The organism is Vallitalea pronyensis, from assembly GCF_018141445.1.
Lineage (GTDB): Bacteria > Bacillota > Clostridia > Lachnospirales > Vallitaleaceae > Vallitalea > Vallitalea pronyensis.
The window spans coordinates 757,090-783,504 of record NZ_CP058649.1; the positions used below are offsets into that span (position 1 = coordinate 757,090).

Consider the following 26,415-nt stretch of genomic DNA (forward strand, 5'->3'; position numbering starts at 1 on the left):
ATGACTTTTATGGGATAGCCTTTTCTATATCCTATTCATAGAGTTTAGCCATATAATACTCATCCACCAATTCCCCATCTACCATAAGGGATTTTACTTTGGTGCCTTCCATTGTAAAACCCATTTTTTGATACAGATGGATACCCGGTTTATTATGGGTCATCACTGTTAATTCAATTCTTATGATATGGTGTTCTCTTGCCCAACTATCCATCTCTTGGAATAACCGTTTTCCCAAACCTTGACCTTGATAAGCACTCAGAATACCTACCACAAGGTAGGCACTGTGTTTTATGCGATTGGCAAAACCTATTTCCAATGCAAGGAAGCCTCCAATACAATGCTTCGTTGTATCTTCTATGATTAAGATAAGTGACCCTGATTTTAGACTATCCTCAATCTTTACTTTCATTTCCTGTACAGTGGTTTTTCGCTCACCTGGCTCATACATCATATTTTTCGTTTCAGAATCTAATTGTTGCAACATCTTTAGGTAACGTTCAGCATCATCTATGCGAATGGGTCTAATGGTCATGATGGAAACCTCCTATGATTATCTTTTTCTTAGCTATTATACTTGAATAAGTTGGCTTATTCAAGGATGAAGTAACCTTAAAACCCAAAGCCATCCACATACAGATGGTTTTGGGTTTTCTACATTGAGAGAATATTGTCTTTCATAAGAGAATATACTTTCATAACGGCATATATGATTCTACGAAAGAGGTGATCAAGTCTTCATGAACAGTGTCATAACAATCTACATAGAACGATGGGATTTTTTTAAGGATTTGTTTGTACAACATGTTGCACTGACCATGACCGCTGTGAGTATCATCACGGTAATCGGTATTACCACAGGCATTCTCATGACAAGAAATCGTTATATAGCAGGTGTGCTATTGGCTGTCACTAATTTTCTCTACACCATACCATCCATTGCACTTTTTGGTTTTCTAGTGGCCATTACAGGTATTGGAAACAAAAGTGCCATTACAGCTCTCACCATATATGGTGTGTTACCCATTATTCGCAACACCTATGTGGGCATCATGGAAGTGGATGAACAAACCATAGAATCCGCTATAGGTATGGGAAGCACAAGAAAACAACTGCTTTTCAAAATTCAATTGCCTCTTGCACTACCTGTTATCATTACTGGATTTCGTACCATGGTGATTATGACCATTGCACTTGGAGGGATTGCGTCCTTCATTGGTGCGGGGGGATTAGGTGTAGCTATATGGAGGGGTATTACCACCAATTTTCCGCAAATGACCATTGCAGGAAGCTTATTAGTTGCTCTATTAGCCATTGTAACGGACTTGGTATTAGGCTATATTGAAAAAATAATGCGTAAACGAATATTAGGATCAGAAGGAATGGGAGGTCATGTACATGTGTAAAAAGCTATTGATCATGGTATTAATATGCAGTCTTATAAGTTGTGTTACAGGATGTAAAAAAGATGAAAAGAAAGTGGTCATTGCCAGTAAACCCATGACAGAACAATTAATTATAGTGGAAATGCTGACAAAACTTATTGAAGAAAAGACAGATATACAAGTGGAACAGAAGATGAGTATTGGGGGAGGCACCTCCAATATTCACCCAGCCATGGAAAAAGGTGACATTGATCTTTACCCAGAATATACAGGGACGGGATGGTTATTTGTTTTAAAAGAACCATTAATCAAAGACCCTGAAGAACTCTACGAAGCAGTCAAAAAAGGGTATGCTGAGACCTATAACATCACCTGGCTTGACTTATACGGTTTTAACAATACCTTTGGATTAGCCATTAAGGAAGCATTAGCAGATGGTCATGATATAGAAACCTATACGGATTTAGCTAAAGTAAGTGATAAGTTATCATTTGCAGCAGAGTATGACTTTTTTGAACGTGAAGATGGTTACCCTGGACTTGTAAGTGCCTATGGCTTTCAGTTTAAAACCATATCAGAAATTGATATCGGCTTGAAATATCAGGCTATAGGAGAAGATGAAGTGGATGTCATTAATGTCTTTTCGACAGATGGGCGGTTAAAAGAAGTAGGTCTGGTTGTTCTTGAAGACGATCAATACTTTTTCCCCAATTATGCGGCCACAACCATTGTCCGTCAGGAGATTCTAGAAAAATACCCAGAATTAGAAGAGGTTCTTAATACATTAGGCGGTCAGATTAATAATGAAGAAATGATTCAGATGAATTACCTTGTGGAGATTGAAAAACAAGAACCGAAACAAGTGGCAGTGGACTTTCTAGAAAAGAAAGGACTCTTACCATGATTGATATTGAATTCAAGGAAGTATGTAAACATTACAACAAAGGCCATCAAGTCATCAACAACCTGAGCTTACAGATTGAACAGGGGGAGTTCGTGACACTTTTAGGACCATCCGGTTGTGGTAAAACCACCTTGTTAAAAATGGTAAATAAACTGATTAAACCTGATGACGGCCATATATGGGTTAAGGGAACATCCATTCATGATTGGCATACCACTGCCCTTAGACGTGGTATTGGCTATGTCATTCAACAGATTGGTCTCTTTCCCCACATGCGGATTAAAGATAACATAAGCTATGTACCCATGATCAATAACATGACCAAATCATTTCGAGAAAAACGAGCAAGAGAACTGGTTCATCTGGTGGGATTAGAAGAAGATATGCTGGAACGTTATCCAAGAGAACTCAGTGGCGGGCAGAAACAGAGGATAGGGGTGGCTAGAGCATTGGCTGCTGACCCAGATATCATCCTTATGGATGAACCTTTTGGAGCCGTTGATGAAATAGCAAGAACCAAATTACAAGAACAGTTAAAACACATTCATCAACAACTGGGAAAAACAATCTTATTTGTTACCCATGATATTAGTGAAGCCCTTAAACTGGGTACAAGAATTGTACTTATGCATAAAGGTCAGATTGAGCAAAGTGGTATCAAGGAGGAACTTATATTTCAGCCTAAAACACCTTTTGTAAAGGATTTCTTAGGGTTGAAGGGCTTTAAAGCAGCTCTTAATGAAGGCATCATGGAACAAATCTATGGGGATATTTTAACAGGTGATACCAGTATGCAGGCGTTCTATGATCAGATTAATACAAGGATATCTTAGAAATCAGCATAGAGATGGCTTGACATGTTTTAGAAATAATCGTAACAGGATTGTAAATTGAATAATGACCATGGTAGGTGTATACTGTTATGGAAGTATGCACCTTGCATAAGCCTTGAGCTTTAAGATTCTTAGGTATAAGCCCATGACCACGTAATCGTAGTGCTAGGGAATACCAAGTTTTTAGGCCTTATAGGGATAAAAAACAACCTAATGGGTTATATATCTAATAAGCCTTAATGCGAATGAATCATTAAAATGAGGTGTACGAATGAATAAGAAAATGATCTATCTAGCCCTATGGATAGGCTGTATCGTAACCGTATGTCTATTGCTCTATTACCCTAAGTTTGTAGGGGTAGGGGATAACAGTGATTTTGATAGAGTCATGAAGCCTATTGGGTTGAAAGTAGATGTGGATAAAAAATATGATTATGCCCAGAGTACTTTTGCGTATAATCGGGAATGGTATAATCTAGGTGAACATCTATCCTTTATTAGCAGTCCAGATATTAAAGTGGATCATCCCTATCATTCCACACAATTTATAGTGTTAAAAATAGCTGGATTTATCAACGGGTTTTATCAATATATGACCCAAGGTGTGATTAATACCTTTGAGATATGGACCCTAGCCATATTGTATATGGGCATATTTGGCTTGGCTGTCTCGGTTTTTATCAGGAGTATACCCCTAAAAAACACCTGGGCTAAAACTTTATTGTCCATACTCTTTATTGGGATATTTTTTGACAAGGGCTATATCTTATACTTTAATAGCTTTTACGGTGAACCCCTTATTCTAGTGTCCTTCTTACTCTATGTTGCTAGTACCTTAGTCATACTAAAAGAAGAAAGGGTTCATGGTCTATGGTACGTCCTGAGCTTTCTTGCAGGAGGCCTGTTTATCGGTGCAAAAGTTGCCAATATACCCCTTGGGGTACTGATGATATGTTTTGCACTATTGCTTTATTGGAAGAAAAAGGACAAGTCCATTAGACGCATCATCATCTTAGGGAGTGTGTGCTTGTTTCTCACATCCCTTTACTTTTACACAACAGTACCTGAGTGGATGAATCATTATAATCGTTACCATGCTGTTTTTTATGGTATCTTAAAGGATTCGCCACATCCTATAGAAGACTTAAGAGATTTAGGTATAGACGAGCAATATGTGACCCTAAAAGACACCCATGCTTACATGGACCATGGGGAATATGATATCCATAGTGATGCTTTTTCTGAAGCAGTCTATGATCGAGCAACACCTTTAAGAGTCAGCATTTACTATCTTACTCACCCTAAGAGGTTATGGCATAAGATGCAAGTGCTTGCACGATCAAGTACCATCATACGGCCGCCTTATGTGGGGAATTATTTAGAAGAGGATCATGGAGAACGTTTGGTATTCGATAGGCGATTCAGCAGTTGGGAAACACTGCGAAAGAAAACCCACCCTTATGCACTGTTGATGGTGATGGTGATCGGTTTACTCTATAGCATAACCAGTGTTCTAACCTACAGAAAATACCCTTCTGAATCCAATGGGTTATTGGTGTTAGCATTTCGCATCATGTTATTGTTGTTTGCCATGAGCCAGTTTATACTCCCAGTGATTGGTAATGGTGAGGCAGATCTTGTGAAGCATATGTTCTTATTTAATATGATAGTGGACATGTTGATTATCTTGACGGTTATGGATAGCATAAGATGGTTGGAAAAAAGATATTATAAACCCTTAATTGTATTAATAGGAGGCTTATTTAGTCTTGTGATTATCATTCATATGTTTACGAATGAAAAGTCACCTGCCATCATAACCATGGGCCGCTTTAACAACAAACCTATTCACTGGGAGGTTCTAGAGCAGACAGGTAATGACTATCTCATAGCAGCAAAGGACATTGTGACCTTTAGAACCTTTGATGAACAGCTTAATAGATGGCACACATCCACACTGCGTCAATGGTTAAACAGTGATGAAAAAAATGGATTTCTATATGGATTTACTGAAGATGAAAAAAGACGTATACAAGCCATTAATCGAAAAACGATTCTAGCTCTACCTTTTAAAGAACAGGCGGATGAGGGTTCAAAACCTTTTTACTGGTACCCTGTCCCAGGTGATGTGAGACAGAATTATTTTGAGGCCTACGGCAACATTAACCTAGAGAAAGTTTTTATATTGGGGGTATGGGAATATGAAGCCTATGATTTATCCCATCAAAAAGGACATCCCTATTGGTTACGAACACCTTATGCCAACAATGATATGGCAAGAATTGTTGATACAGATGGTTTTGTGTACCATAAAGGGGTCCATGAACCGTCCATTGGCGTTGTGCCATGTATGGTTATAACCATAACGAAATAAGCATAAGTAATACCATCCATGAGCGGTTCAATGAAGCATGAAAAAATGGAAAGGTCAGATTCTAATGATTTTTTAATGAAAAAATCTCTATTTGATTTATAATAGAAATGAGTGGGATGTTATAAACATGTTATTGGGTAACGACGAAGGATAAAATCGTTAGACATTCAGCATGACAATAAGGAGGAGAGATACATGAATCTTGCTATAGTCATTCCTGTCTACAACGAGTCAGATGCTATTTATAATAATTTTACGATGATATACAATAGTCTTGATAAGGCAGGTATACCATGCCATTATATGTTAGTGGATGATGGTTCCACAGACCAAACCTGGCTAGAAATAAGTCGGTTAAAAGAACAATATCCTCATGTATCGGCTATTCGGTTTGCTAGGAATTTTGGTAAAGAAATGGCCATATGTGCAGGACTGGATCATATTGAAGGAGACCGTTATCTTATTATGGATTCCGACCTTCAGCATCCACCAACCTGTGTAAGAGATATGATGCGCTTAATGGACAAAACAGGTGCAAATATTGTGGATGGGATTAAGCAAAAAAGAGGAAAAGAATCAAGGCTCTATCGGTCCATAGCCAAGCGATTTTATGGTTTATTAAAGACCGCTACAGGACTAAATATGGATAATTCATCGGATTTTAAACTTATTGATGAGCGTGTGGTGGATGCTATCCGACAATTTCGAGAGAGTAATCTGTTTTTTAGAGGTGTTGTGGATTGGGTAGGTTTTCAGCGGACGGCTTACTATTTTGATGTAGAAGACAGACAGGAAGGTGAGACAAGCTTTTCCACGTTTAATTTAATGAAATTAGCCTGTAATGCCATTTTGTCCCATACCAGTAAACCCCTCTATTTAACCATTGTAGGCGGTGGTATATTTCTAATATTTGCATTGATATTAGGGGTACAAACATTGGTGAATTATTTTATGGGCAATGCCATTAGCGGCTTTTCCACAGTCATTGTATTATTATTGATGATTGGTTCCATGATTATGTTATCCTTGGGCATTATCGGTATCTATATATCACGTATCTATGACGAAGTGAAGCAACGGCCAAGATACATTATATCCGAATCAGCTAATGAAAAAGAAATGAAGGCAGGAAGATTATATGAACCGATATATACAACGATTAAAGAAAATAATGGTTAATCCAACCTATCAGAAAATGATACGTTATGTGATCATTGGGGGCTTAACGACTTTGGTAAGCTTTGGTTCAAGCTGGGTGATGGTATATCCTCTACGGATGAATCCTAATCTAGCCAATACGTTATCCATTGTCTTAGCCATACTTTTTGCTTACATAACCAATAAGCGATACGTCTTTAAAAGTAAGTGTGATTCCTATAGAGAAGTGGCAATAGAAGGTTTTCGCTTCTTTTCATCAAGAGTTATCACCATGCTCATCGAAATTGGCGGTGTATTTGTTTTAAACACCCTTTTGCAGATGGAATTTATGTTATCGAAAGGTTTCATGAACGTGATTGTCTTAATCTTGAATTATGTGTTTTCACAGTTCCTTATTTTTAGAAAAAGCACGTGTTAATAGATGTTTCACCTAGATGAGAAGGGAGCGTATTATGTCATTACAAAAGAAGGGGTTGGTGGATCGTTATGGGCTTATGTCCATAACAATCTTTGTGTTTATAGGTGCTTATATGATAAGCAGTTATGTCCGTCTCTATGGAGACGATTTTTTCTATTCGGTTTTTACCACAGGTGATTTTGATTATTTTATTAGCCGGCATATGGATCATTATGCACGTGCCAATGGTCGTGTCATCGTTCACCTGTTAGCAACAGGTTTTTTAGGTATTGATTCCATATACTGGGTCCTATGTAATGCTGTCATGTTAGCTGGGATTGTCTATTTTGGGGCAAAAACAGCTTGTTATACGGCACATGATGAGCAGGGTAAGGTAATAAGTGGAGGTCTCATCATGGCTGTTGCCATAGGGTATCTTAACCCCCATCTGACCCGTCAAAGTGTTTATTGGTTAACAGGGTCTTTTAACTATGTTTATCCACTGTTTATGCTGTTGATATACTGGTATTTTTTAAATAAGACCTTCTATGGACGTCATTATAAATGGTATGTGCCCCTCCTTGCATGCCTATCAGCAGCAACCGTAGAGCAGGGGAGCTTAATGACTTTTGGGCTAACCCTTTTGGTATGTTTAGACCTTGTTATGATGAGAAAATATAAATGGAATACATGGATGACCATCACGTTATTAGCAGCGGCTATTGGTATGTTAACGGTGATTTGTTCGCCAGCTGTGCTCTTAAGAGCATCCATAGAAGACGCACCTCGACAAGGATTTATAGAACTGTTGAAGTACAATATGAAGAGTCAAGGTTTTATGTTTTTATTCTCCAAGTATATGGCACCTTTTCATGTCTTATCTTTAGGGGCTGCATGGGGTGTTATTATAACGTTGCAAAAGAAAATTGCCCATAAGTTTTTATGGTTTAAGGCAGTTGTCTATGTTGGAGGTGGTCTGGCAAGTCTAGGGTTACTCATTCATTTGTATGCCTTTAAATTGCTGCATTACCCAACGTATAGTCACCTTCTTAGAGATTTCATATACTTAGGTGTAGGGGTAGGCTATCTTTTTACCCTGCTATATGGGGCTCTTTTGGTGTATCGCTACAAGTGGATTAAACATTATACCGTACCCATTATCGCCCTGATTTTAGCATTTGGGTCCCAAATCATGATGCTTGTTTCCCCTGTTTATGGACCACGAAATTTAATATTTGTCATCTTTATGCTGGCTCTCTATGGGGCAGCTCTCATTCCACACTTGAACTCCAGAGGATTGACAGGTGTTATCGGTGTTATATTGTGTCTTATCATGGAAGTGCCATGGTTATTACCTCTTGCTGTAACGGGTCTTGTGCTCACCCTATGGATGCATAACCATCAGGCTAATAGCTATAGAAAAACAGGTATCATCATAAGCTATATAAGTCTGGTTCTATTGGCTATGGCCTTGATGAAACCAACGGTAGAAGGGTACCAAGATAATGCCATAACATACGATGAAAATCTTGCAAGGGTTGATGAATATAAAAACAGTGGGCAAAAGGTACTTATGCAGCACATGTTCAAAGAAGATACCTATGGATGGGTCATGCCCTATCATAATGATTACTATGAGCCATATTATAAAATATATATGGATGTGGATCACAATACAGAGATAGAATGGGTTAATGGAGGAATAGAAAAATAGATAAAAAGAAAGTAAGGAAATTCTCATATGTTTTCATGAACATATCATTTTTTCCAGCAAAAACCACTAGACTCAATGTTGTCTAGTGGTTGAGTTATATGCTTATATGTCTTAATTTTTATTTTGCTCTACCTCTTGAATGGCTTCATACATCTCTTCATAACATGTACAGCGGCAGATGTTGGACGTCATCCATTCCTTTATAACATCTTCTTTTGGGTGAGGGTACTTATGAAAGAGTCCCTCTATATTCATGATGAATCCAGAGGTGCAGTAACCACATTGAAAAGCCAAATATTTCATGAAAGCATCTTGTACAACCGTATCTTTTAGGCCTTCTATGGTTGTGATGTGATGACCCACTGCTTCAACGGCAAGCATAAGGCATGATTTCATAGGTTGGCCATCAATCAGTATGGTACATGCGCCGCAATTACCCTGAAGACATCCCGGTTTCGCACCAGTTAAACCAAGTTCTCTCCGTAATACGTCCACCAGTATATCACTAGGCTGTATGCTAACGTTAAAAGACGCACCATTCACTTGAAGCGTTATAGTACAGTTGCTTTTATAATATTTCATTCTACTCACCTTCCAACTGGGTTAGTGCTTCCACTAACTGCTGTTTTAACACAAACTTTTTGTAAGGAGCCGAACCCTGTAAATTGGACACGATGCTACAGGGGATATTATGAATGGCCCGGTCAACCCTTTTATTTAGGGGTAAGGTATCATCATTTAACGCATCTTCCACTTGACGGGAACGAAAAGCATTTTTACAGACGGCACTAAAAGCAGCTTTTAGTTTACCTTGGTCCTTTACCAACGAAAGTCCAATCAAAGGGTAACCAAATTCACCAATTTTCCGTAGTTTTTGTGTGTAATAAGGAAGATTTAGAACCCTTCTTGGTATGATAAATTGAACAATTAAATCCCCTGGCTGCAAGTGTAATCCATTATTATAAACCTCTAAAAAAGGTTCGTTTCGGATGCCTTCTTGATTAGCTATGATGACAGTTGTATCACTGATAAAAAAGGGAATAACAGCGTTTTTAAATGGTATCTTTCCACATAAATTGCCACCAATGGTAATTTTATTTCTAGAGGTATGGTCCGCTACAAAGGGACAAGAGTCACTTAAAAGAGGAAAAACGTCTGTGTTAGCAATGAAGGTTAGCGTATTGGCTGCACCAATATAAAGGGCATCATCATCTAAGGTAAATATCTTGAGTTCAGGAATCTGATTAACAGCGATAACCGCATCAAATTCAATTCTATTTTTATCCGCAAATGTAAGGATTTCGGTACCACCATTAAAATATAACACGCGTTTTCCATTAAGGGATAAGAGGCCATACAAATCCACAGCTTCCTCAATGGTATCGCATACATAATAATCAAAACTAAACCCGATCATGGTGTCCCTCCTTATTCTGCCATAATATTTCTGGCGTGAGAGGAAGTGTATTTAACTGTATGTTTAATGCATGGGACAGAGCATTGCTCAACGCAGCAGGCATACCGATGACACCATGTTCGCCAATACCACCTGCGCCATATGGACCATCTGCTCCTGGTGTTTCTACGAATTCTACAGTATATTTATCCACTTCTCCATAGCGTATAATTAAGTAAGTACGCAAATTATCATTCAAGGTAATGCCTTCATTGGTTCGGTAGAACTTTTCTCTAGAAGCAAAACTTAGTCCCATGTTCATCCCACCTTTAACCTGCCCTATAGCAAGAGCTGGATTGATGATCTTGCCAGCATCAATGACGGTATAGGCTTGATGTATTTTATACCGGTAGGTGCGAAGATTAATTTCCACTTCTACAGCCTGAGCCGCAACGGTCCATTGGGAGGCTGGATTCCCTTTCCCTGTATTTTTGTTAAGTGGTGTTAACCCATTGACGATATCTGTACCACTTCCGATGATTTCTCCCATAATACTGTTTCCATTAGGAAATGAATATCCCAGTACAAGGTCTTTAAAAGCTATATGTATGGCAGGATTTGTTTTTACATAGATGTTTTCATCTTTCATGACCAGCTGTTCTTTGCTATGGCGCAACACAAAAGAAGCCCGTGAAAGCAGTTCATCTTTTACCTGTTGTGCCGCTCGGAGGGTAGCATTTCCACACATAAACATACCCCGACTTGCAGCGGTTTTCCAATCATGAGGAGCAGAGGAGGTATTGGCTGCAAAATCCACATGAACCTTATGATAGGGTATGGTTAATACTTCCGATACAATCTGTGCTAATGCAGATTTTGTGCCTTGCCCGATGTCGATTAATCCACATATTAAGTTCACACTGCCATCTCGCATAAAAGTGAGAACAGTGCCTGTTACGCAATCCGTTGGTACGGAAAATGATTTCCAAAAACAAGCAATTCCCCGAGTAAGAATGGTATCTTTTCCCGTTTGGATAATCTTCTGATTATCCCATTGAAGGGTATCTTTTAATTTGTCGATGCATTGGCGTAGGTTTCCCACTTTGCCTATAAGTGTCGTATCCGTTGGTGTTGTATCCTCTTGTTGTATAGCATTGATGTATCGAAGCTTTAATGGGTCCATGTGCAATTTTTTGGCTAATACATCCATGGCCCTTTCAACGGCATAGGTCATTTCAGCATGACCGAAACCACGATAGGCTGTAGCAAAGGTATGATTGGTGTAGAGGCAGTAAGAGTCACAATAGACATTATTAATGTTATAGGGTCCTGTACAGTTTTGGGCAGCAGCACGAGCGATCACAATGGCTTTGTCTGAATAAGCACCCCCATCAAAGTAAAAAACCCCATGGTAGGCTTTTAGTTGTCCGTCCTTTGTTGCACCAAGGCGTATTGTTGCCGTTAGCCCTATGTGAACGGCACAAGTAATCATATCTTCATCTCTTGGTAATAGCAGCTTAACTGTTCTTCCATTAACAGCTTTGGACGCCAGATAACAAAGACATTCAATAATAACAGGGGTTTTGCCTCCATATGCTCCCCCTACAAAAGGAACTGTTACATTTACTTTGTTTTCGGGTACGTCAAAAAATTTGGAAATATATTCCTTTATGACAAAGGGACCTTGGCTGGAAGAGTGAATATTGACTTGACCATCTGCTTGAATATTACAATAGCAACAATGTGTTTCCATGGGTGCATGATCCGATTGGGTAAAAGAAATAGAGTTTTCCACAACCACATCACAGGTATGAAATGCTTCCGTACCCTTGCGAATTTTTTGTAAGTTGGCGATGTTTGTATTGGGTATGGGGAATACGTCTTTTATTTCAGCTTCCGTGACACTTCTTTTATATTCACCCAAATAAGGGTGTAGCACAGGATAGTTAGGATTAAGGGATTCTTCAATGCTATTAATCACTTTAAGAGGTTTATAATGAACCTTAATCTTGGATGCAGCATTTTTGGCATGAGCATCTGTATCGGCTACGACAATAGCAACAGGTTCGCCATAATAGCGTACCTTATCAATGGCAATGACAGGTCGGTCAACGATAATGGGTCCAGTTATTATAGGATATTCCCGGCCAGTAAGTATGGCTAAAACCCCATCCATGGATTGAGCTTCATGGGTATCAACTTCAAGGATGTCAGCATGGGCATATTGGCTTGTGACTAAACTGGCATAATAGAAGTTTTGTTGAAAATCTGCAGTATAGTGTGCATTTCCTGTAACTTTATCCTTAGCATCTTTACGTAAAAAGGATTTACCTATATAGTCATCAGCATTCAAAAAAGAGCCTCCTCAATAATGTGTTTGATATATGTTTATTCAATAAGATTCAAAATATATGTCAAAATCCATATAAAAATAAAGGGAATGGGGTTTATTTTACTCCATTAGCCAATAGAAGGATGACAACATAAGAATATCTTAAGACTTTTTATCCATGCTTCTTTAGATATCCTTGATAAAACGAACCTTGTCTGTTAACAAATACAAGAATAAATTTACCAAATTTTGCTCAGTATAATAAAGAACCATCCAGTGGAAGTACAGGAGGATAACCATGAAGACGATTACCATTATTGTACCATGTTATAACGAACAAGAAGTCATTCATACGTTTTATCAGGAGGTAACCAAAGTCATTGATAAGCTGTCTTATGATTTTGAGTTATTGTTTGTTAACGATGGTAGCCGTGACAAGACTCTAGCTGAAATCATCACACTACGCATGAAGGATAAACGCGTTACCTATGTGGACCTTTCGAGAAATTATGGGAAAGAAATTGCCATGGGAGCAGGGCTGGATTATGCTTCAGGGGATGCCGTCATCATTATGGATGCAGATTTACAAGACCCCCCAAGGCTTATACCAACCATGATCGAGGAATGGGAAGAGGGCTATGATGATGTCTATGCAAAACGTACAAGCCGTAAAGGTGAAACCTTTATGAAGAAGTTTACTTCCCGTTGTTTCTATAAGCTTCTGAGTCGTCTAACAAGGGTGGATATACAGAAAGACACGGGCGATTTTCGCCTTTTAAGTCATAAAGCAGTAGAAGCCCTCAAAAGTTTTCGTGAAAGTCAGCGCTATACAAAAGGATTATTTAGTCTCATTGGCTTTAATAAAAAAGAAATAACCTTTGAGCGGGAACCAAGAGCAGCAGGAACCACCAAGTGGAATTATTGGCGTTTAGTTGGACTTGCTATTGAGGGGATTACAACTTTCACCATCTCACCCCTTAGAATTGCCACATTTTTTGGCGGTATCACTGCTATTGGAGCATTGGTTTATATGATTTATATTGTGGTACGCACCATGGTTCAAGGTGTGGATATACCTGGGTATGCTTCTATTGTGAGTATTATGCTGTTCTTAGGCAGTATTCAGTTGATATGCATGGGTATATTAGGGGAATATGTAGGACGGGTTTTTAATGAAACCAAGAATCGACCTTTGTATTTTATTAATCGTCATGAAGGCGGCAACCAATAAGCACGAAAGAGGAGAGCTATATGAGGCGTCTTAATCAAGTTTTTGATATCTATCTGATACTATTTTTTTCATTGGTCATTGGCTTAACGGTTGCTTTTTTGTTTGAAATGGACGTTCATATAGTATATATCATTCCAGCGATACTTTTGATGGTCATCATCTATTGGGTTAGCGTTTATGGCACCATACAGTATTTCGGACTGTATCTTTTTTTATTCGTCTTATTGACCAAAGCCATAACCGTTGTTTTGATTGATACGCCACCCATCTCAGATTTTAAGATGATGATTGATGCTGCAAAAGCATTTGCTGTAGGTGATTATGGTTTTAAAGATAATGGCTATTTTCAGGCTTGGGCTTATCAATCAGGATTTGTTGTTTATCAAGGTTTGATTATCAAGGTATTTGGGTATCATTTGATATTGATGAAGCTTATTAATTGCCTATGGATTGCCTTAACCACCCTTTTTATTTATAAAATTACAAAACGACTGCTAAATGATGTGGCAGCTCGAGCAGCAGGGCTTCTGTATGCGGTTTATATCCCCTTTTTTCTCTATGCACCCGTACTCACCAATCAACATATTTCTACAATGCTCTATTATTTAGGGCTGTATTTTATAGTGAAAGAAGATTCACCCGGTTATAAAAATTGGATCATGGCAGGAGTTGCCTTAGCTCTAGGGAATGTGATGCGCCCAATTGGTATCATTTGGCTGGCTGCCATTGGGCTATGGGCAGTTTTTGATTGCTTTTCAACAAGAAGGAGGCACCATCATGGGGTGCGTCTAAAAGGCTTTGCCATGTGTTTAGTCATCTATCTTGTGGTGTTCTATGGTATATCCCTACTGTTTATCCGGACAGGTATAACGGATACAGGTCTTAAGAACAATAACCCTTATTGGAAATTCGTTGTGGGGTTCAATGAAGATACGAATGGGCTTTACTCTTTTGAAGATGTAAAGATGTTAAAGGACCAACCCATCAACCAAGCCCTCCTTGATAAGGAGAGGGCATTAATTCGCAAACGGTTAAGTATTCCCCCTAACAGGATGGCTATGTTAATGGTTAATAAAGTAGGGTCCATGTGGGGAAAATATGAGTTAGGGGTTTTCACCTTTCCTCATATGTTAGGAAAAGATATCAAACGATTGGGCAGGGACTTTGATGCTTTACACACTAGCCTGTTAAATTTGGAAAAAATGATATATCTTCTAATGATTGGTTTGGTCGTATATGGACTGGTGATACAATTCATCCATGGACATCAAAGCAAATATAAGATTATCTATTACGTCTTAACTCTGTACACAGGTATTCATTTTCTCATAGAAGTAAGCCCCCGTTATAAGTACGTTGTCATGGGGCTTGTGTTTATGCTGGCAGGCAATGGTATACGTTATATCAATCACCGAACCTCTCGGTAAATGAACTTATCATGTGGCATGATGAACGATTGTTTGGGTTAAGAAAGATGTAAATCTGCAAGACAATTCATAACGAAGTAATACGTTTGTTGATGCATAACAAATGATGTTATAGACATAATAAACTATAAGGTGTTCCTACAACACCTAATCATTCATAAAGGAGAAAAAGACATGAGACACAAAGAAGATGACAGAACAGATAATGTGGACAGAATTCAATTCAATATCGATAAGACCATTCAAAACATGAATAGAGCTGAGGATATGATGGAAGAAACAGATGATGAAAAAGCAAGACAAGCCTTAGAGGATAAAAATGAAAGAAGAAGAGATGCCCTAACAGGTATGCGAGAAGAAATCAAAGATGAAGCAATAGATAAACAAGACGATTATCGATAGGAGTTATTAAGGGCTACCTGGTTTAAGATATACCGTGTTAAGAGATTAGAGCTAAATCATGTGTTTATGAGGCAGCTCTTTATTTTTTTGAATGAATCGATGCTTAAGGGATGCCGATAGACGTTAGCTCGTTATACATGTTTCTACTATAGTATTTATCATTTACATAGAGGATGTGACGGATCATGATGATTTTTAAAAGAAATGATACCTATCTCTTGACAAATTAAATATTTAGATGTATAGTTAGTTACATAAGTAACTAACCAACTAACTACCCGGGAGGTGATGTCTTGCAATTGTCAGGTGACTCAACCAAAGCATTGTTTGTCCAAGTGGCAGAATTAATAGAAGATCAAATACTTGGTGGTATTTTATTAGCTGATGAACAGGTGTATTCAACCAATCAATTAGCGAAGCTGTATCATATCAATCCTGCAACGGCGCGAAAAGGACTTCATATGTTAGTAGAAGAAAATATCATCTATAAAAAGAGAGGGTTAGGTATGTTTGTATCGGAAGGAGCAGTTCATTATATTCGTGAAAAACGAAAAAACAATTTTTATTATGATTATATATTAACCATGTTAAAAGAAGGCGAAAAACTTGATATAAGTAAAGAAGAAATCATCCACATGATTGAACGAAATGAAGGAGGCAAGTCGTGATGGGAAATCAAATCATATGTGAACAACTCAGTAAAAAATTTGATAAAGTCTATGCTCTTAATGCATTTGATATGAAGCTTGAGAAAAATAAAATATATGGCTTAATTGGACGAAATGGTGCAGGGAAAACCACACTATTAAAACTACTGGCCAAACAGCTCTTTCCTACAAAGGGAGACATTGACCTTCAATTAAATAAAAAAGATGATGTGTGTCTAGCGCGAGAAGTCATGACCAATAAAACAGTCATTGAGTATAAAGTGAAAGATATTATGCATATGGCTTCCCTCAGTTATTACAATTGGGATGAATCCTTAAAAGAGCGTTTGGTAGAAGCCTATGATCTGGATATCCATAAGAAATACAGAAAACTATCCAAAGGTATGCAAACCATGGTTGGTATTATCATCGGCTTATCAAGTCGTGCAGCCGTTACCTTATTGGATGAACCGTATGTAGGCTTGGACCCTGTAGGTCGTCACTTGTTTTACCAGTTTCTAAGAGAAGACTATGAAGCTTATCCACGTACATTCATTATTTCAACCCATCTCATGAACGAATTACAAACCATGTTTGAAGAAGTCATTCTCATTGATAAAGGGAAAGCCATATTCCATAAAACCATGGATGAAATCGGTGACATGTCTTATACCATTGAAGGTAGAGAAGAGGACGTTAAGAAAGCAACCCAGCATAAGCACATGATAGCCACAGAGAAAGTGGGGCGCTTAATGATTGCTTATGTGATGGACCATTTCACAGAAGACGATAGACAACACATAAAAGCATTAGATGTGAACATCAGTGGTATGGACTTACAAACCTTATTTGTTAAGCTTACCACCAGTCGTAAGGGGGAATAGACAATGAAACAAGATGTTGTAACCAAAATATTATGGAGGATGAACCGTTCGGGTTTATGGATATGGCTTGCCATCATTGGCTTTAACATGGTCATATCACTCATTGTACCCTTGTTCGAAAGAAATGAATTCGCCTTTGGGCGATACATTTCCATCATGCTTATTAACTTAAGCATTATGATCATCAGTACCCTCATATCCTTAACAGCTGTCATGGCGTCACAAGGACTTGATTACATGATTACACTCTATGTAGAGCGAAACGTTATTTTCAAAAGTATCATGAAGAACATCTGGATATTAATAGGCTTACTCATGATGATACTCACCGTGGCACTGGGCCTTAACCTTAACTATGGCTATACCTCAATGGATAACGTGTTTATCTTCGGCATAAGAGGTATGAACATAAACGGACTATCCTATATCCTAATCTTCATTTATTTTTCTATCCTTGGATTCCTTACAGTTGGTTATATCATGTTTATAACCCTGCTGGGGAAACGCTTTGGCTGGCGTTATCTCGTAGGAACTATTTTCCTAACCCTTGCCGTCGCTATCCTGGGGTTCAATGAAATCCTTATGTTTTTTATGGCAGGCACACAAATGCCACTTGTATTTGGTGCTTTGCTGGCAATAGGCTTCCTGTTCACCATCGTCAACGGTCAATTAATCAAAAAAGTAGAAGTGAAAGGGTAGGGGATAGATATGCATAAAAAAGCAACAGTATTTCTATGGGGCTCCGTATTCATATTCTTATTAGCCCTTTATACACAGATCACCTTAATGAACAATGACGTATCCATATATAGCAGCAATTGGGAAGAAGGCTCCAAAACAAGCTCCACCAATGACAGCATCAAAAAACACAAAACAATCCACATGGATGTTAAGAAAAAAACCACAATCTACATCAGTTACAAAGGCGAAGTTCAAGGTAATCCCCATACCTTTAAAATAATCGACACCAATAATAATGTATTAATAGACAAAACAGGTAAAATAATTGATATCTACAAAGAAAAAGTAACATTAGAAAAAGGCCCATACAAAATCATCATTAACATCCATAACGCAAAACACATTCACCTAGGCTACAACATAATCCACCGCAAACAAGATGTTATATTTCCTTAGAGAATCTCCACAAAACCAAGTATTCCCCCTTCCACTTAGCCCAGTCCATGTATCCCTTTATAAAAATACGTGACTTTTAAAGAATGAACCAGAAACGCTTAGTGAATGCTAAGATGCATACCGTTAAAAAACTTAAGTGTCTGAGCAAAGCGAGTTCTTAAGTTTTAGGTAGTCATCTTTGCATGAACTTAGCGTTTCTTTCATTCTTTAACAAGAACGTATTTTTATAAAGGGATACATGGACGGAAACCCAAACAACAATATAGTATTCCCACTAAGCCAATAAATAGCATACCACAAAAAATAATCATAGCTCATTTACATTGCCAACAAAAAATGATACTATTTTAATAACTATCCCCACAACAAGAAATACTTAAGTTATATGGTTTTACAGTAGACAAGCATGACGGCTAATAACAAGCTTCAATAATCAGTTAGGTTGTGAAAACATGAAATACAATACATTAATCAATATACTAGATAATTTCAATGACGATGTGGCCTACATGTCAAAATTTATAAACCCCAAAAAAGTCATTAATATCGCACAAGAGCGTGACAATTATCAAGACGTCTTAACAGATATGTGCCGATTCTTAACAAAAAAATTAGAAGATACACATATTGTTGAAGTAAGCTATAACAGCCCCTTTGAACTACAAGAAATATTGGAACAGTATGCCAATGAACATACCCTTATTAATATTTCCTCTGGCAATAATTTATCCTCAGCCATTGCCTATGAAGCCATGCTCAAATATAAATGTTCCATGGTGTATATGGATGTCTCAGAAGAAAAAGTATATCGAATCAATGCAAAAGGTATTAAAACCCTTGACTGCGACCATGTAAGATTTGGTGTCAAAGATTATATAGCCATTACAGGTGGTAAAATTGTCACAGACGATACCGTTGACTATATGACAGACGATTATTATAACATGCTGTTCATTATCTTAGACCATTATGATTTATGGATTACCACCAAAGATTATATCAGAAATCATACCCTAAGTCAGACAGACGTCAGCATTGACATTGCATCTTCTGACTACAACACACCAATCAAAAAACTTTTTCGCAAATTTATGACGATTGATTGTGTAAAGGAAATACGTGAAGAAGCTGACCGCCTAATACTCATATTTAAAAATGATGATATTCGCAAATATATCTTATCCGGTATCTGGCTGGAGCATTTTACCTACAACATGGTGAAAGAACACCGTAAGGTAACCGATGTAAAAACTGGCGTAAGGTTTCTATGGGATGAAGACCGAGCAGAAGTGGAAAATGAACTGGATGTCATCGCAGTAGCAGGCACACAACTTATCTGTATATCCTGTAAAGATACAAGACGCTATAACAGCGGCTCGTTGAATGAATTGGATATCTATGCAGAGCAAATAGGCGGTACAACAGTGAAGAAAATTCTGGTAGCCACAAAACCATCAAAAGGTCAATATGTGGATGAAAGAGCCGAGAAAATGGGGATAAAGATACTGGTATTTGACGGTGATGTGGATAAGTTTAAAACACAGATGGATGAAATTATCAATGATTAATCAGCTAATGATTATAAAGTGTTCGAATAACAACGCTTTCATTAATATGTTATCCCATTGAAGAAAGTAAAAAAAACTGTTACTTATGACGTATCTATTGTACAATATAAACAGACAAAAAGAGTATCTCAACACACATTGAGGTAAAAATATAAATGAAATATGGAGATGATTATTATGCCAAAAAAAGCAATTGCAACCACAAAAGCACCAGGAGCTATCGGGCCTTATTCACAAGGAATTATCATCAATAACCTTGTGTATACATCAGGACAACTTCCCATTGATGTAGCCACTGGAAATATACCGGATACCATTGAAGAACAGACAAAATTTTCATTAAGCAATGTCAAAGCCATTGTTGAAGAAGCTGGTTCCTCCATGGAAAAAGTCATTAAGACAACGGTATTTATCAGTGATATGAATAATTTTGCTAAAATGAATGGTGTCTATGAAACTTTCTTTAGCGGTGTATACCCTGCTAGAAGCTGTGTAGAAGTAGCTCGACTACCGAAAGATGTTATGGTGGAAATTGAGGTCATTGCTGAGGTATAGATAAAATGGCGAGGAAAGGGAGATTGTATGTGTGATATTCAATCTTATATTGAGTTGATACGTAAAGAGGTTAAGCCTGCTACAGGCTGCACAGAACCCATAGCGATTGCTTTATGTGTGGCGAAAGCTAAGGAGGTTCTAGGGGAAGCTGTAGAGAGTATTGCTCTTTCATTAAGCCCTAATATTATCAAAAATGCAATGGGTGTAGGTATACCTGGGACAGGTCAAGTGGGTATTCATATTGCTGCTGCACTGGGTGTTGTAGCCGGTGATGCTACATTGGGACTGGAAGTCTTATCCAAGGTCAATGACGCACATGTAGAAGAAGCTACCAGACTGGTTGAGGAAGAGCGTGTGCATATAGAAGTGGCTCAGCAAGTGTGCAAACTCTATGTTAAAGGCACTGTAAGCAGTAAAGAACATCAAGTAACCGTTGTTATTCAAGGAAGCCATACAGATATCGCCTATATAGCCTATGATAAGAAAATTATACTGAATCATCTAACGGATAATCCAGAAACAGATAAGTGTTGTGATCTGGCTATATGTATTGAACATATTTACCAATTTGCTCAGAAAGCACCCTATGAAGACATTACGTTTATCCTTGAAGGGGCTGCCATGAATAAGACCATTGCCCTGGAAGGCTTGGATAAATGCTATGGTCTGAAAGTGGGTAAAACCATTGAGCAGAATATACAAAGAAAGATTATTGCGGATGATATGAAGAATTATGCAATCCGTTTGACAGCTGCCGCATCGGATGCCAGAATGGATGGCTGTCTGTTACCGGTGATGACCAATTCTGGCAGCGGTAATCAAGGCATAACCGTTACATTACCCGTTGTAGCTGTAGGGGAATGGCTAAAGTGTTCAGAGGAAACCCTTGCACGAGCACTTATCCTTAGCAATTTGGTTGCCATTCATATAAAAGGCCATCTAGGTAAACTTTCAGCACTTTGCGGGGTTATTGCTGCAGGTATTGGGGCAGGCTGTGGCATGGCTTATTTGCTAGATGGTAACATGAATCATATAAGAGCTACCATTAAAAACATGATCGGTGATGTGTCAGGGATGATATGTGATGGTGCCAAGACAGGCTGTGCGCTGAAAGTAGCAACGGTTGTGGAATCCGCATTCAATGCCATGTTATTAGCCCTTGGGGATATAGAAATTACCAAAGAAGAAGGGATCATTGATGAGAACTTAGAGACTTGTATACAGAATCTCACCTGTATTGGTTCAAAAGGTATGGAAGAAACCGATAAGATGATTTTAGATATTATGATTTCAAAAAAATAAAAGGCTGATCATGAAAGTTGTTGTAGCTGGCTTAAAGGACTTTCATGATCAGCTTTTGTTATTAGGCCAAATCTTTATAAAAACTGGTACGAATCTTATGCTGTCGATGTTTGAAGCGATGCCATTGGGAACGCACTTTCTTATTATCTTCTAGTTGAGGATTAAGGTCAGCGCATACAATACCACGTTTGTTACAGGATAAGATAAGTTCTTGGAATAAGATAGCATTGACGCCTTTTCGTTGATATTTGGGATCAACAGCTATCTGTACAATTTCTAGGCGCTTATTTTTTTTAAGAGCCTTTAAAATAGGTATAAAACCTAAAGGCAATAAGCGGCCTTTGTTTTTTTGAAGGGCTCTTGCCAGGGATGGGAATCCTAATACATAAGCGACCAATTGATGGCGGTCATTAAAGACAAATTTTACAAAATCGGGATCAATGACCATTTTGTATTGTTTGGTATAGTGCTTAATCTGTTTGTCAGTAAGGGGTGTGAATTCATACAGTTCTTTAAAAGCTGTATTGATAAGATCAAATAACTTAGGTACATGCTTAAAAAGCTCTTTTTTATTTTTGGGTTCAAGAACATACAAATGATTGGATTTCATGGCTCGTTCAGCTACTACTCTAACGGCATCGGGTACATCCCTGGGAATTATGATTTCATATTCCAGCCAATCCACATCTTTCACATAACCCAGCTTTTCCAACAATGTCATGTAATACGCATAATTATAAACGGTTGTCATGGTACCCATGTATTCAAAACCTTTTATTAACATACCTTCATAGTCAAAATCCGTAAATCCAAGAGGTCCTTGAATCTTGGTTAAACCTTTTGATATGAGCCAATGCTCAACGGTTTCTAGGAGTTTTTTGGCAACCTCTATGTCTTCAATAAAATCAATAAAGCCAAAACGACCAGCACTTTCCTGCCATAGATCATTAGCTGCGTGGTTGATAATACCTGCTATACGACCAACGATTTTCTTACCATCATAGGCTAACCAATATTTGGATTCACAAAAATCCATGGCAGGATTTTTATCTCTTCTTAACGTATTGCGTTCATCAAATCTTATGGTAGGTACATATTCCTTACAGTTTCTATACAGCTTAATTGGAAAATTAACAAATGCTTTTAATTCCCGTTTTGTACGCACCTCTACAATTGAGAGCATATATGGTCCCCCTTCATGGTCATAATAAAGTAGTGCACATCATAGACGATTTGTTTTAATAGATTTTTTTCATGGATACTTATTATCATGATTATAGCATAATTGGTTATTATTTTAAAACATTAGGATATAAAAAAATACGCTTGACAAAGCTGAGATTTCTATATATACTGTGCATATACAAGATATACAGTGAAATATAAGATAAATGAACGAGGAGGTAAGTTTATGATAGAGGTTAAGCATCTAACCAAAATATATAAGCTAAACAAAAAGCAGAAGATGGAGTTAAACACGAAAGCCAGCACTAAAATAGCTGTTAATGATGTGTCTTTTACAGCTCGTGAAGGTGAGATATTCGGTCTATTGGGTCCAAATGGAGCAGGAAAGACCACAACACTAAGAAGCATTGTTACCCTTCTGAAACCGACAAAAGGGCAGATCACCGTATCAGGGTATGACGTGGTAAAAGACAGTAAAGAAGTTAGAAAACGCATTGGGTTTTTAACCAATGAACTGAAACTTGACGGTCACTTTACCCCCAATTATACCATGGGATTTTTTGGAAGATTACATGGTATGAGCGAGACACAGATTGAGTCACGTAAGAAGGAGCTTTTTGATTACTTTGGTGTGAATAAATTTGCAGATAAAAAAATCAACGAGTTATCAACAGGTATGAAGCAAAAGCTATCCATTGCGGTGAGTGTCATACATGACCCTGAAGTGGTCATTTTTGATGAGCCAACCAATGGTCTGGATATCATCACAGCCAGAGCTGTTATGGCCTTTCTAGATAACCTAAGAACACAAGGTAAACTTGTTATTGTATCCACACATATCATGACCGTTGCTACTAAGCTATGTGACCGCGTGGGCATCATTATCGATGGCAAGAAGGTCATAGAAGGCACCATTGGTGATGTATTGCGGGATACACAGTGTGATGATTTAGAGGATGCTTTTTTTAAACTCTATAAAGAAGCCATTGGTGATTAAGATAGGATGAAAGGAAAGGGTGGAAAGCCATGTTAATGAATGTGATTAAAAAAGAATTAAAACGCGTTTTTTCAGATAGAAGATTGGTATTCTCTTCATTTATTATGCCTGCTGTCATGATCTTTGTCCTGTATTCGTTTATGGGAAGCATGTTAAGCAATCAGAAAAGTGATGTGGAAGAGCATCAAACCAACGTCTATGTTCAGAATGCTCCAGAGGGATTTGAACAGTTTGCAGATAACCAAGACTTAAATATAAACATCGACTATATCGGCCCTGGTGACGATATAGCCACCATTAAAGAGGATATAAAAATAGGCGATGTGGATTTACTTGTTCAGTTTGAAGAGGGATTTCTGGATAAGGTAAAAGGCTACGACCAATTTGATGCACCTCCACAAGTAAAAACATTCTATAATCCCACAGAAGATTATTCCCAGAAGGGAAGAAGTACATTTGTAAGTACCATACTCAGTAACTATCAGAGGGATTTATTAGCAGAGCGTTTTGGTAACGAGAGCTATGCCGTTGCCTTTGACATTGACCGTAATAAAGCTGAGAGTATTGTTGTGGATGAACAGAAGGCATCAGGTCAAGGCATAAGCAATATTCTACCCATGCTCATCGCCATTATTTTATTCTCTGGTGCCATGGGTATCGGTATTGATACCATTGCTGGTGAAAAAGAGAGAGGCACCATGTCCACGTTATTATTAACACCTGCTAAGCGTGAAACCATTGCTCTTGGTAAGATTATTGGACTTGGTATTGTGGCCATTATTAGTGCAACCACATCTTTTATTGCCATTCTTGCATCCTTACCGTCATCCTCCAATGTATTAACAGGTGAATCCTCTATGAATCTTGGTGCCATACAGTTTACACCGTTACAAATGGTTCAATTGTTAGTGATTATGTTAACCCTTGTGGCTATATTTGTTGGGTTAATCAGTTTGATTTCCGTAAGAGCCCGTACGGTTAAAGAAGCAGGAACTTACATTGCACCTGTTTATATGGTTGTTATGATTGCCGCTTTCTCAACATTATTTGGCAGTGGAGCTGATGAACTTTACCAATTTGCTATTCCGATCTACGGTAGTGTATCAGCTATCAAAGCATCATTAGCTTTTGATTTAACTATGAACCAATTCTTAGTATCGGCCCTATCAGCATTGATTACCAGTTTAATCTTGATTAAACTTATCACCATGACCTTTAATGATGAAAAAGTGATGCTGAATGCCTAGGTGATGATTCTGGTGTAGATAAAATACTTATACAGCTGTTACACAGTAAATAGTCGCCTATGATGTAGTATGCCTAACAGATTAAAAATAAAGTCATAGAAGGTGTTATACCCATTAGGGATGTAGCACCTTCTTTTTACATATCATTCTATATGAAAGGTATACAAAGGGTGTAACCTTTGGTATAATCGATAGAAGAATAGAAGCTAGAAACAGATGGTTTCTTCATATACTTATGCATGGCGTAAAATGTACTTGAAAGGAGAAAAGCATGTTATATCCATTATTTTTTGAAGCTGATTATAAAGAGCGTGTATGGGGAGGTACTTCCCTTAGAGACCGATTAAATAAGAACATACCTTATGAGCACACCGGTGAGAGTTGGGAAGTTGCCTGCCATGAAAACGGTAATTCCATCATTCGTAATGGTTTACTCAAAGGGATAACCTTAAAAGAAGCATTAAAGATTCATGGAAAAGAAATAATAGGCAAAGACATGAAAGAGGGGGAGAAATTTCCACTGCTTATAAAATTCATTGATGCTAAGGATAAGCTGTCTGTTCAAGTACACCCTGAAGATGCTTATGCCATGGTACATGAGGATGGGGAACTGGGAAAAAGTGAAGCTTGGTATATTCTGGATGCCAAGCCAGGCGCTAAGCTGATTGCAGGGCTACAGGATCGTGTGACCAAAGAAGATTTTGTGAAAGCTTTGGAAAAAGGACAGTTGGAACAAGTCCTTCATGAAGTAGAGGTACAGGCAGGGGATGTGATTAATATTCCAGCAGGATTCGTTCATGCCATAGAAGATGGGATTATGTTGGCTGAGATACAACAGAATTCCGATACAACTTATCGGGTCTATGATTGGAATCGAGTGGGTCTTGATGGTAAAAGCCGAGAACTCCATGTGGATAAATCCCTTGATGTGATTGATTTTGAAGGCAAGCATCCAAAAGATATTGCCAAGGGGTTATGTATAAAAAAGGGTAAGAATGACATAATCTACTATGTAGCTAACAGCTATTTTTCATTGGAGCAATTAAACCTGAATGAGCCAATGATGGTCACTGAACAGAAGACATACCGTATCTATATGTGTGTAAATGGAGAAGGAAAAGTGCTCTATAATGGACAATCTTATCCTTTTACATTAGGGGATACGTTTATGATACCTGCCGAAATAGACACTTATACTTTAGAGGGTCATGCTACATTGGTACAGACGTATATACCTGATATTCAGAAGGATATCCTAGATGTGTTACAAGCAGCAGGTTATACACTAGAAGATATTCATAAACATGTAAGAATAGGTTAGATTTTAATAGAGGTTAATA

Annotated in this window: 25 protein-coding genes; 20 read left to right on the forward strand and 5 right to left on the reverse strand. The window is 38.0% G+C overall.

All coding sequences use genetic code 11. The features are described from left to right. Positions 1 to 31: 31 nt before the first annotated feature. Entirely contained in the window at positions 32 to 535 is a 504-nt protein-coding gene (locus HZI73_RS03150; protein WP_212696810.1) for a GNAT family N-acetyltransferase, read from the reverse strand. Positions 536 to 740: 205 nt separating this feature from the next. Between HZI73_RS03150 and HZI73_RS26485 the strand changes: the two genes are divergently transcribed. The 7 genes from HZI73_RS26485 (at position 741) to HZI73_RS03180 (ending at position 8,765) form a co-directional block, all read left to right on the forward strand. Next, positions 741 to 1,406, forward strand: coding sequence for an ABC transporter permease (locus HZI73_RS26485; protein ID WP_246552338.1), 666 nt, complete (start codon positions 741 to 743; stop codon positions 1,404 to 1,406). Beyond that, positions 1,399 to 2,289 (forward strand): glycine betaine ABC transporter substrate-binding protein, encoded by an 891-nt coding sequence (locus tag HZI73_RS26490; protein WP_246552340.1) that lies wholly within the window; start codon positions 1,399 to 1,401, stop codon positions 2,287 to 2,289. The genes HZI73_RS26485 and HZI73_RS26490 overlap by 8 nt, the downstream gene beginning before the upstream one ends. Beyond that, positions 2,286 to 3,122 (forward strand): ABC transporter ATP-binding protein, encoded by an 837-nt coding sequence (locus HZI73_RS03160; RefSeq protein WP_212696811.1) that lies wholly within the window; start codon positions 2,286 to 2,288, stop codon positions 3,120 to 3,122. The genes HZI73_RS26490 and HZI73_RS03160 overlap by 4 nt, the downstream gene beginning before the upstream one ends. A gap of 271 nt (positions 3,123 to 3,393) precedes the next feature. After that, on the forward strand, positions 3,394 to 5,496 hold the full coding sequence (gene wsfD, locus HZI73_RS03165; RefSeq protein ID WP_212696812.1) for a glycan biosynthesis hexose transferase WsfD: 2,103 nt from the start codon (positions 3,394 to 3,396) through the stop codon (positions 5,494 to 5,496). A gap of 195 nt (positions 5,497 to 5,691) precedes the next feature. Further along, a complete protein-coding gene (locus HZI73_RS03170) occupies positions 5,692 to 6,675 on the forward strand; it encodes a glycosyltransferase family 2 protein (RefSeq protein WP_212696813.1) in 984 nt (327 codons plus the stop codon). Further along, positions 6,635 to 7,072, forward strand: a complete 438-nt coding sequence (locus HZI73_RS03175) for a GtrA family protein (RefSeq protein ID WP_212696814.1) — start codon at positions 6,635 to 6,637, stop codon at positions 7,070 to 7,072. Before HZI73_RS03170 ends, HZI73_RS03175 begins: the two co-directional genes overlap by 41 nt. Positions 7,073 to 7,106: 34 nt before the next feature. Further along, a complete protein-coding gene (locus tag HZI73_RS03180; protein ID WP_212696815.1) occupies positions 7,107 to 8,765 on the forward strand; it encodes a DUF6056 family protein in 1,659 nt (552 codons plus the stop codon). Between the two features lie 111 nt (positions 8,766 to 8,876). Here the strand turns inward: HZI73_RS03180 and HZI73_RS03185 are convergent, their stop codons facing one another. The 3 genes from HZI73_RS03185 to HZI73_RS03195 are packed head-to-tail and all read right to left on the reverse strand — an operon-like array spanning position 8,877 to position 12,514. Next, entirely contained in the window at positions 8,877 to 9,347 is a 471-nt protein-coding gene (locus HZI73_RS03185; protein ID WP_212696816.1) for a (2Fe-2S)-binding protein, read from the reverse strand. 1 nt (position 9,348) lies between these two features. Next, on the reverse strand, positions 9,349 to 10,182 hold the full coding sequence (locus tag HZI73_RS03190) for an FAD binding domain-containing protein (RefSeq protein WP_212696817.1): 834 nt from the start codon (positions 10,180 to 10,182) through the stop codon (positions 9,349 to 9,351). Further along, on the reverse strand, positions 10,169 to 12,514 hold the full coding sequence (locus HZI73_RS03195) for a xanthine dehydrogenase family protein molybdopterin-binding subunit (protein ID WP_212696818.1): 2,346 nt from the start codon (positions 12,512 to 12,514) through the stop codon (positions 10,169 to 10,171). Before HZI73_RS03195 ends, HZI73_RS03190 begins: the two co-directional genes overlap by 14 nt. Positions 12,515 to 12,791: 277 nt before the next feature. Between HZI73_RS03195 and HZI73_RS03200 the strand changes: the two genes are divergently transcribed. From HZI73_RS03200 to HZI73_RS03245, 10 genes are all read left to right on the forward strand, one after another. Next, positions 12,792 to 13,724 (forward strand): glycosyltransferase family 2 protein, encoded by a 933-nt coding sequence (locus tag HZI73_RS03200; RefSeq protein ID WP_212696819.1) that lies wholly within the window; start codon positions 12,792 to 12,794, stop codon positions 13,722 to 13,724. Between the two features lie 20 nt (positions 13,725 to 13,744). Continuing rightward, the gene (locus HZI73_RS03205; RefSeq protein ID WP_212696820.1) at positions 13,745 to 15,151 is read left to right on the forward strand and encodes a glycosyltransferase family 39 protein; all 1,407 of its coding nucleotides are present in this window, start codon (positions 13,745 to 13,747) and stop codon (positions 15,149 to 15,151) included. A 174-nt stretch (positions 15,152 to 15,325) separates the two neighbouring features. Further along, positions 15,326 to 15,553, forward strand: coding sequence for a small acid-soluble spore protein Tlp (gene tlp / locus HZI73_RS03210; protein ID WP_212696821.1), 228 nt, complete (start codon positions 15,326 to 15,328; stop codon positions 15,551 to 15,553). Between the two features lie 293 nt (positions 15,554 to 15,846). Further along, entirely contained in the window at positions 15,847 to 16,221 is a 375-nt protein-coding gene (locus HZI73_RS03215; protein WP_212696822.1) for a GntR family transcriptional regulator, read from the forward strand. Continuing rightward, the gene (locus HZI73_RS03220) at positions 16,221 to 17,084 is read left to right on the forward strand and encodes an ATP-binding cassette domain-containing protein (protein WP_246552516.1); all 864 of its coding nucleotides are present in this window, start codon (positions 16,221 to 16,223) and stop codon (positions 17,082 to 17,084) included. The genes HZI73_RS03215 and HZI73_RS03220 overlap by 1 nt, the downstream gene beginning before the upstream one ends. Before the next feature lie 3 nt (positions 17,085 to 17,087). Then, the gene (locus HZI73_RS03225) at positions 17,088 to 17,783 is read left to right on the forward strand and encodes a hypothetical protein (RefSeq protein ID WP_212696824.1); all 696 of its coding nucleotides are present in this window, start codon (positions 17,088 to 17,090) and stop codon (positions 17,781 to 17,783) included. A 9-nt stretch (positions 17,784 to 17,792) separates the two neighbouring features. Next, on the forward strand, positions 17,793 to 18,221 hold the full coding sequence (locus tag HZI73_RS03230) for a hypothetical protein (protein ID WP_212696825.1): 429 nt from the start codon (positions 17,793 to 17,795) through the stop codon (positions 18,219 to 18,221). Between the two features lie 452 nt (positions 18,222 to 18,673). Continuing rightward, positions 18,674 to 19,789, forward strand: coding sequence for a Card1-like endonuclease domain-containing protein (locus tag HZI73_RS03235; RefSeq protein WP_212696826.1), 1,116 nt, complete (start codon positions 18,674 to 18,676; stop codon positions 19,787 to 19,789). A gap of 177 nt (positions 19,790 to 19,966) precedes the next feature. Beyond that, complete coding sequence (locus tag HZI73_RS03240; RefSeq protein ID WP_212696827.1) at positions 19,967 to 20,344, forward strand: RidA family protein; 378 nt, start codon at positions 19,967 to 19,969, stop codon at positions 20,342 to 20,344. A gap of 27 nt (positions 20,345 to 20,371) precedes the next feature. Next, positions 20,372 to 21,646 (forward strand): L-cysteine desulfidase family protein, encoded by a 1,275-nt coding sequence (locus HZI73_RS03245; RefSeq protein ID WP_212696828.1) that lies wholly within the window; start codon positions 20,372 to 20,374, stop codon positions 21,644 to 21,646. Positions 21,647 to 21,707: 61 nt separating this feature from the next. Here the strand turns inward: HZI73_RS03245 and HZI73_RS03250 are convergent, their stop codons facing one another. Beyond that, the gene (locus HZI73_RS03250; RefSeq protein ID WP_212696829.1) at positions 21,708 to 22,829 is read right to left on the reverse strand and encodes a GNAT family N-acetyltransferase; all 1,122 of its coding nucleotides are present in this window, start codon (positions 22,827 to 22,829) and stop codon (positions 21,708 to 21,710) included. A 228-nt stretch (positions 22,830 to 23,057) separates the two neighbouring features. Here HZI73_RS03250 and HZI73_RS03255 point away from each other — a divergent pair, with 228 nt between their 5' ends. The 3 genes from HZI73_RS03255 to manA all read left to right on the forward strand — a co-directional run bounded on the left by HZI73_RS03255 (position 23,058) and on the right by manA (position 26,396). After that, entirely contained in the window at positions 23,058 to 23,828 is a 771-nt protein-coding gene (locus tag HZI73_RS03255; protein WP_212696830.1) for an ABC transporter ATP-binding protein, read from the forward strand. A 29-nt stretch (positions 23,829 to 23,857) separates the two neighbouring features. Then, positions 23,858 to 25,075, forward strand: coding sequence for an ABC transporter permease (locus tag HZI73_RS03260; RefSeq protein WP_212696831.1), 1,218 nt, complete (start codon positions 23,858 to 23,860; stop codon positions 25,073 to 25,075). Positions 25,076 to 25,346: 271 nt separating this feature from the next. Then, the gene (gene manA / locus HZI73_RS03265; protein ID WP_212696832.1) at positions 25,347 to 26,396 is read left to right on the forward strand and encodes a mannose-6-phosphate isomerase, class I; all 1,050 of its coding nucleotides are present in this window, start codon (positions 25,347 to 25,349) and stop codon (positions 26,394 to 26,396) included. Positions 26,397 to 26,415 lie beyond the last annotated feature (19 nt).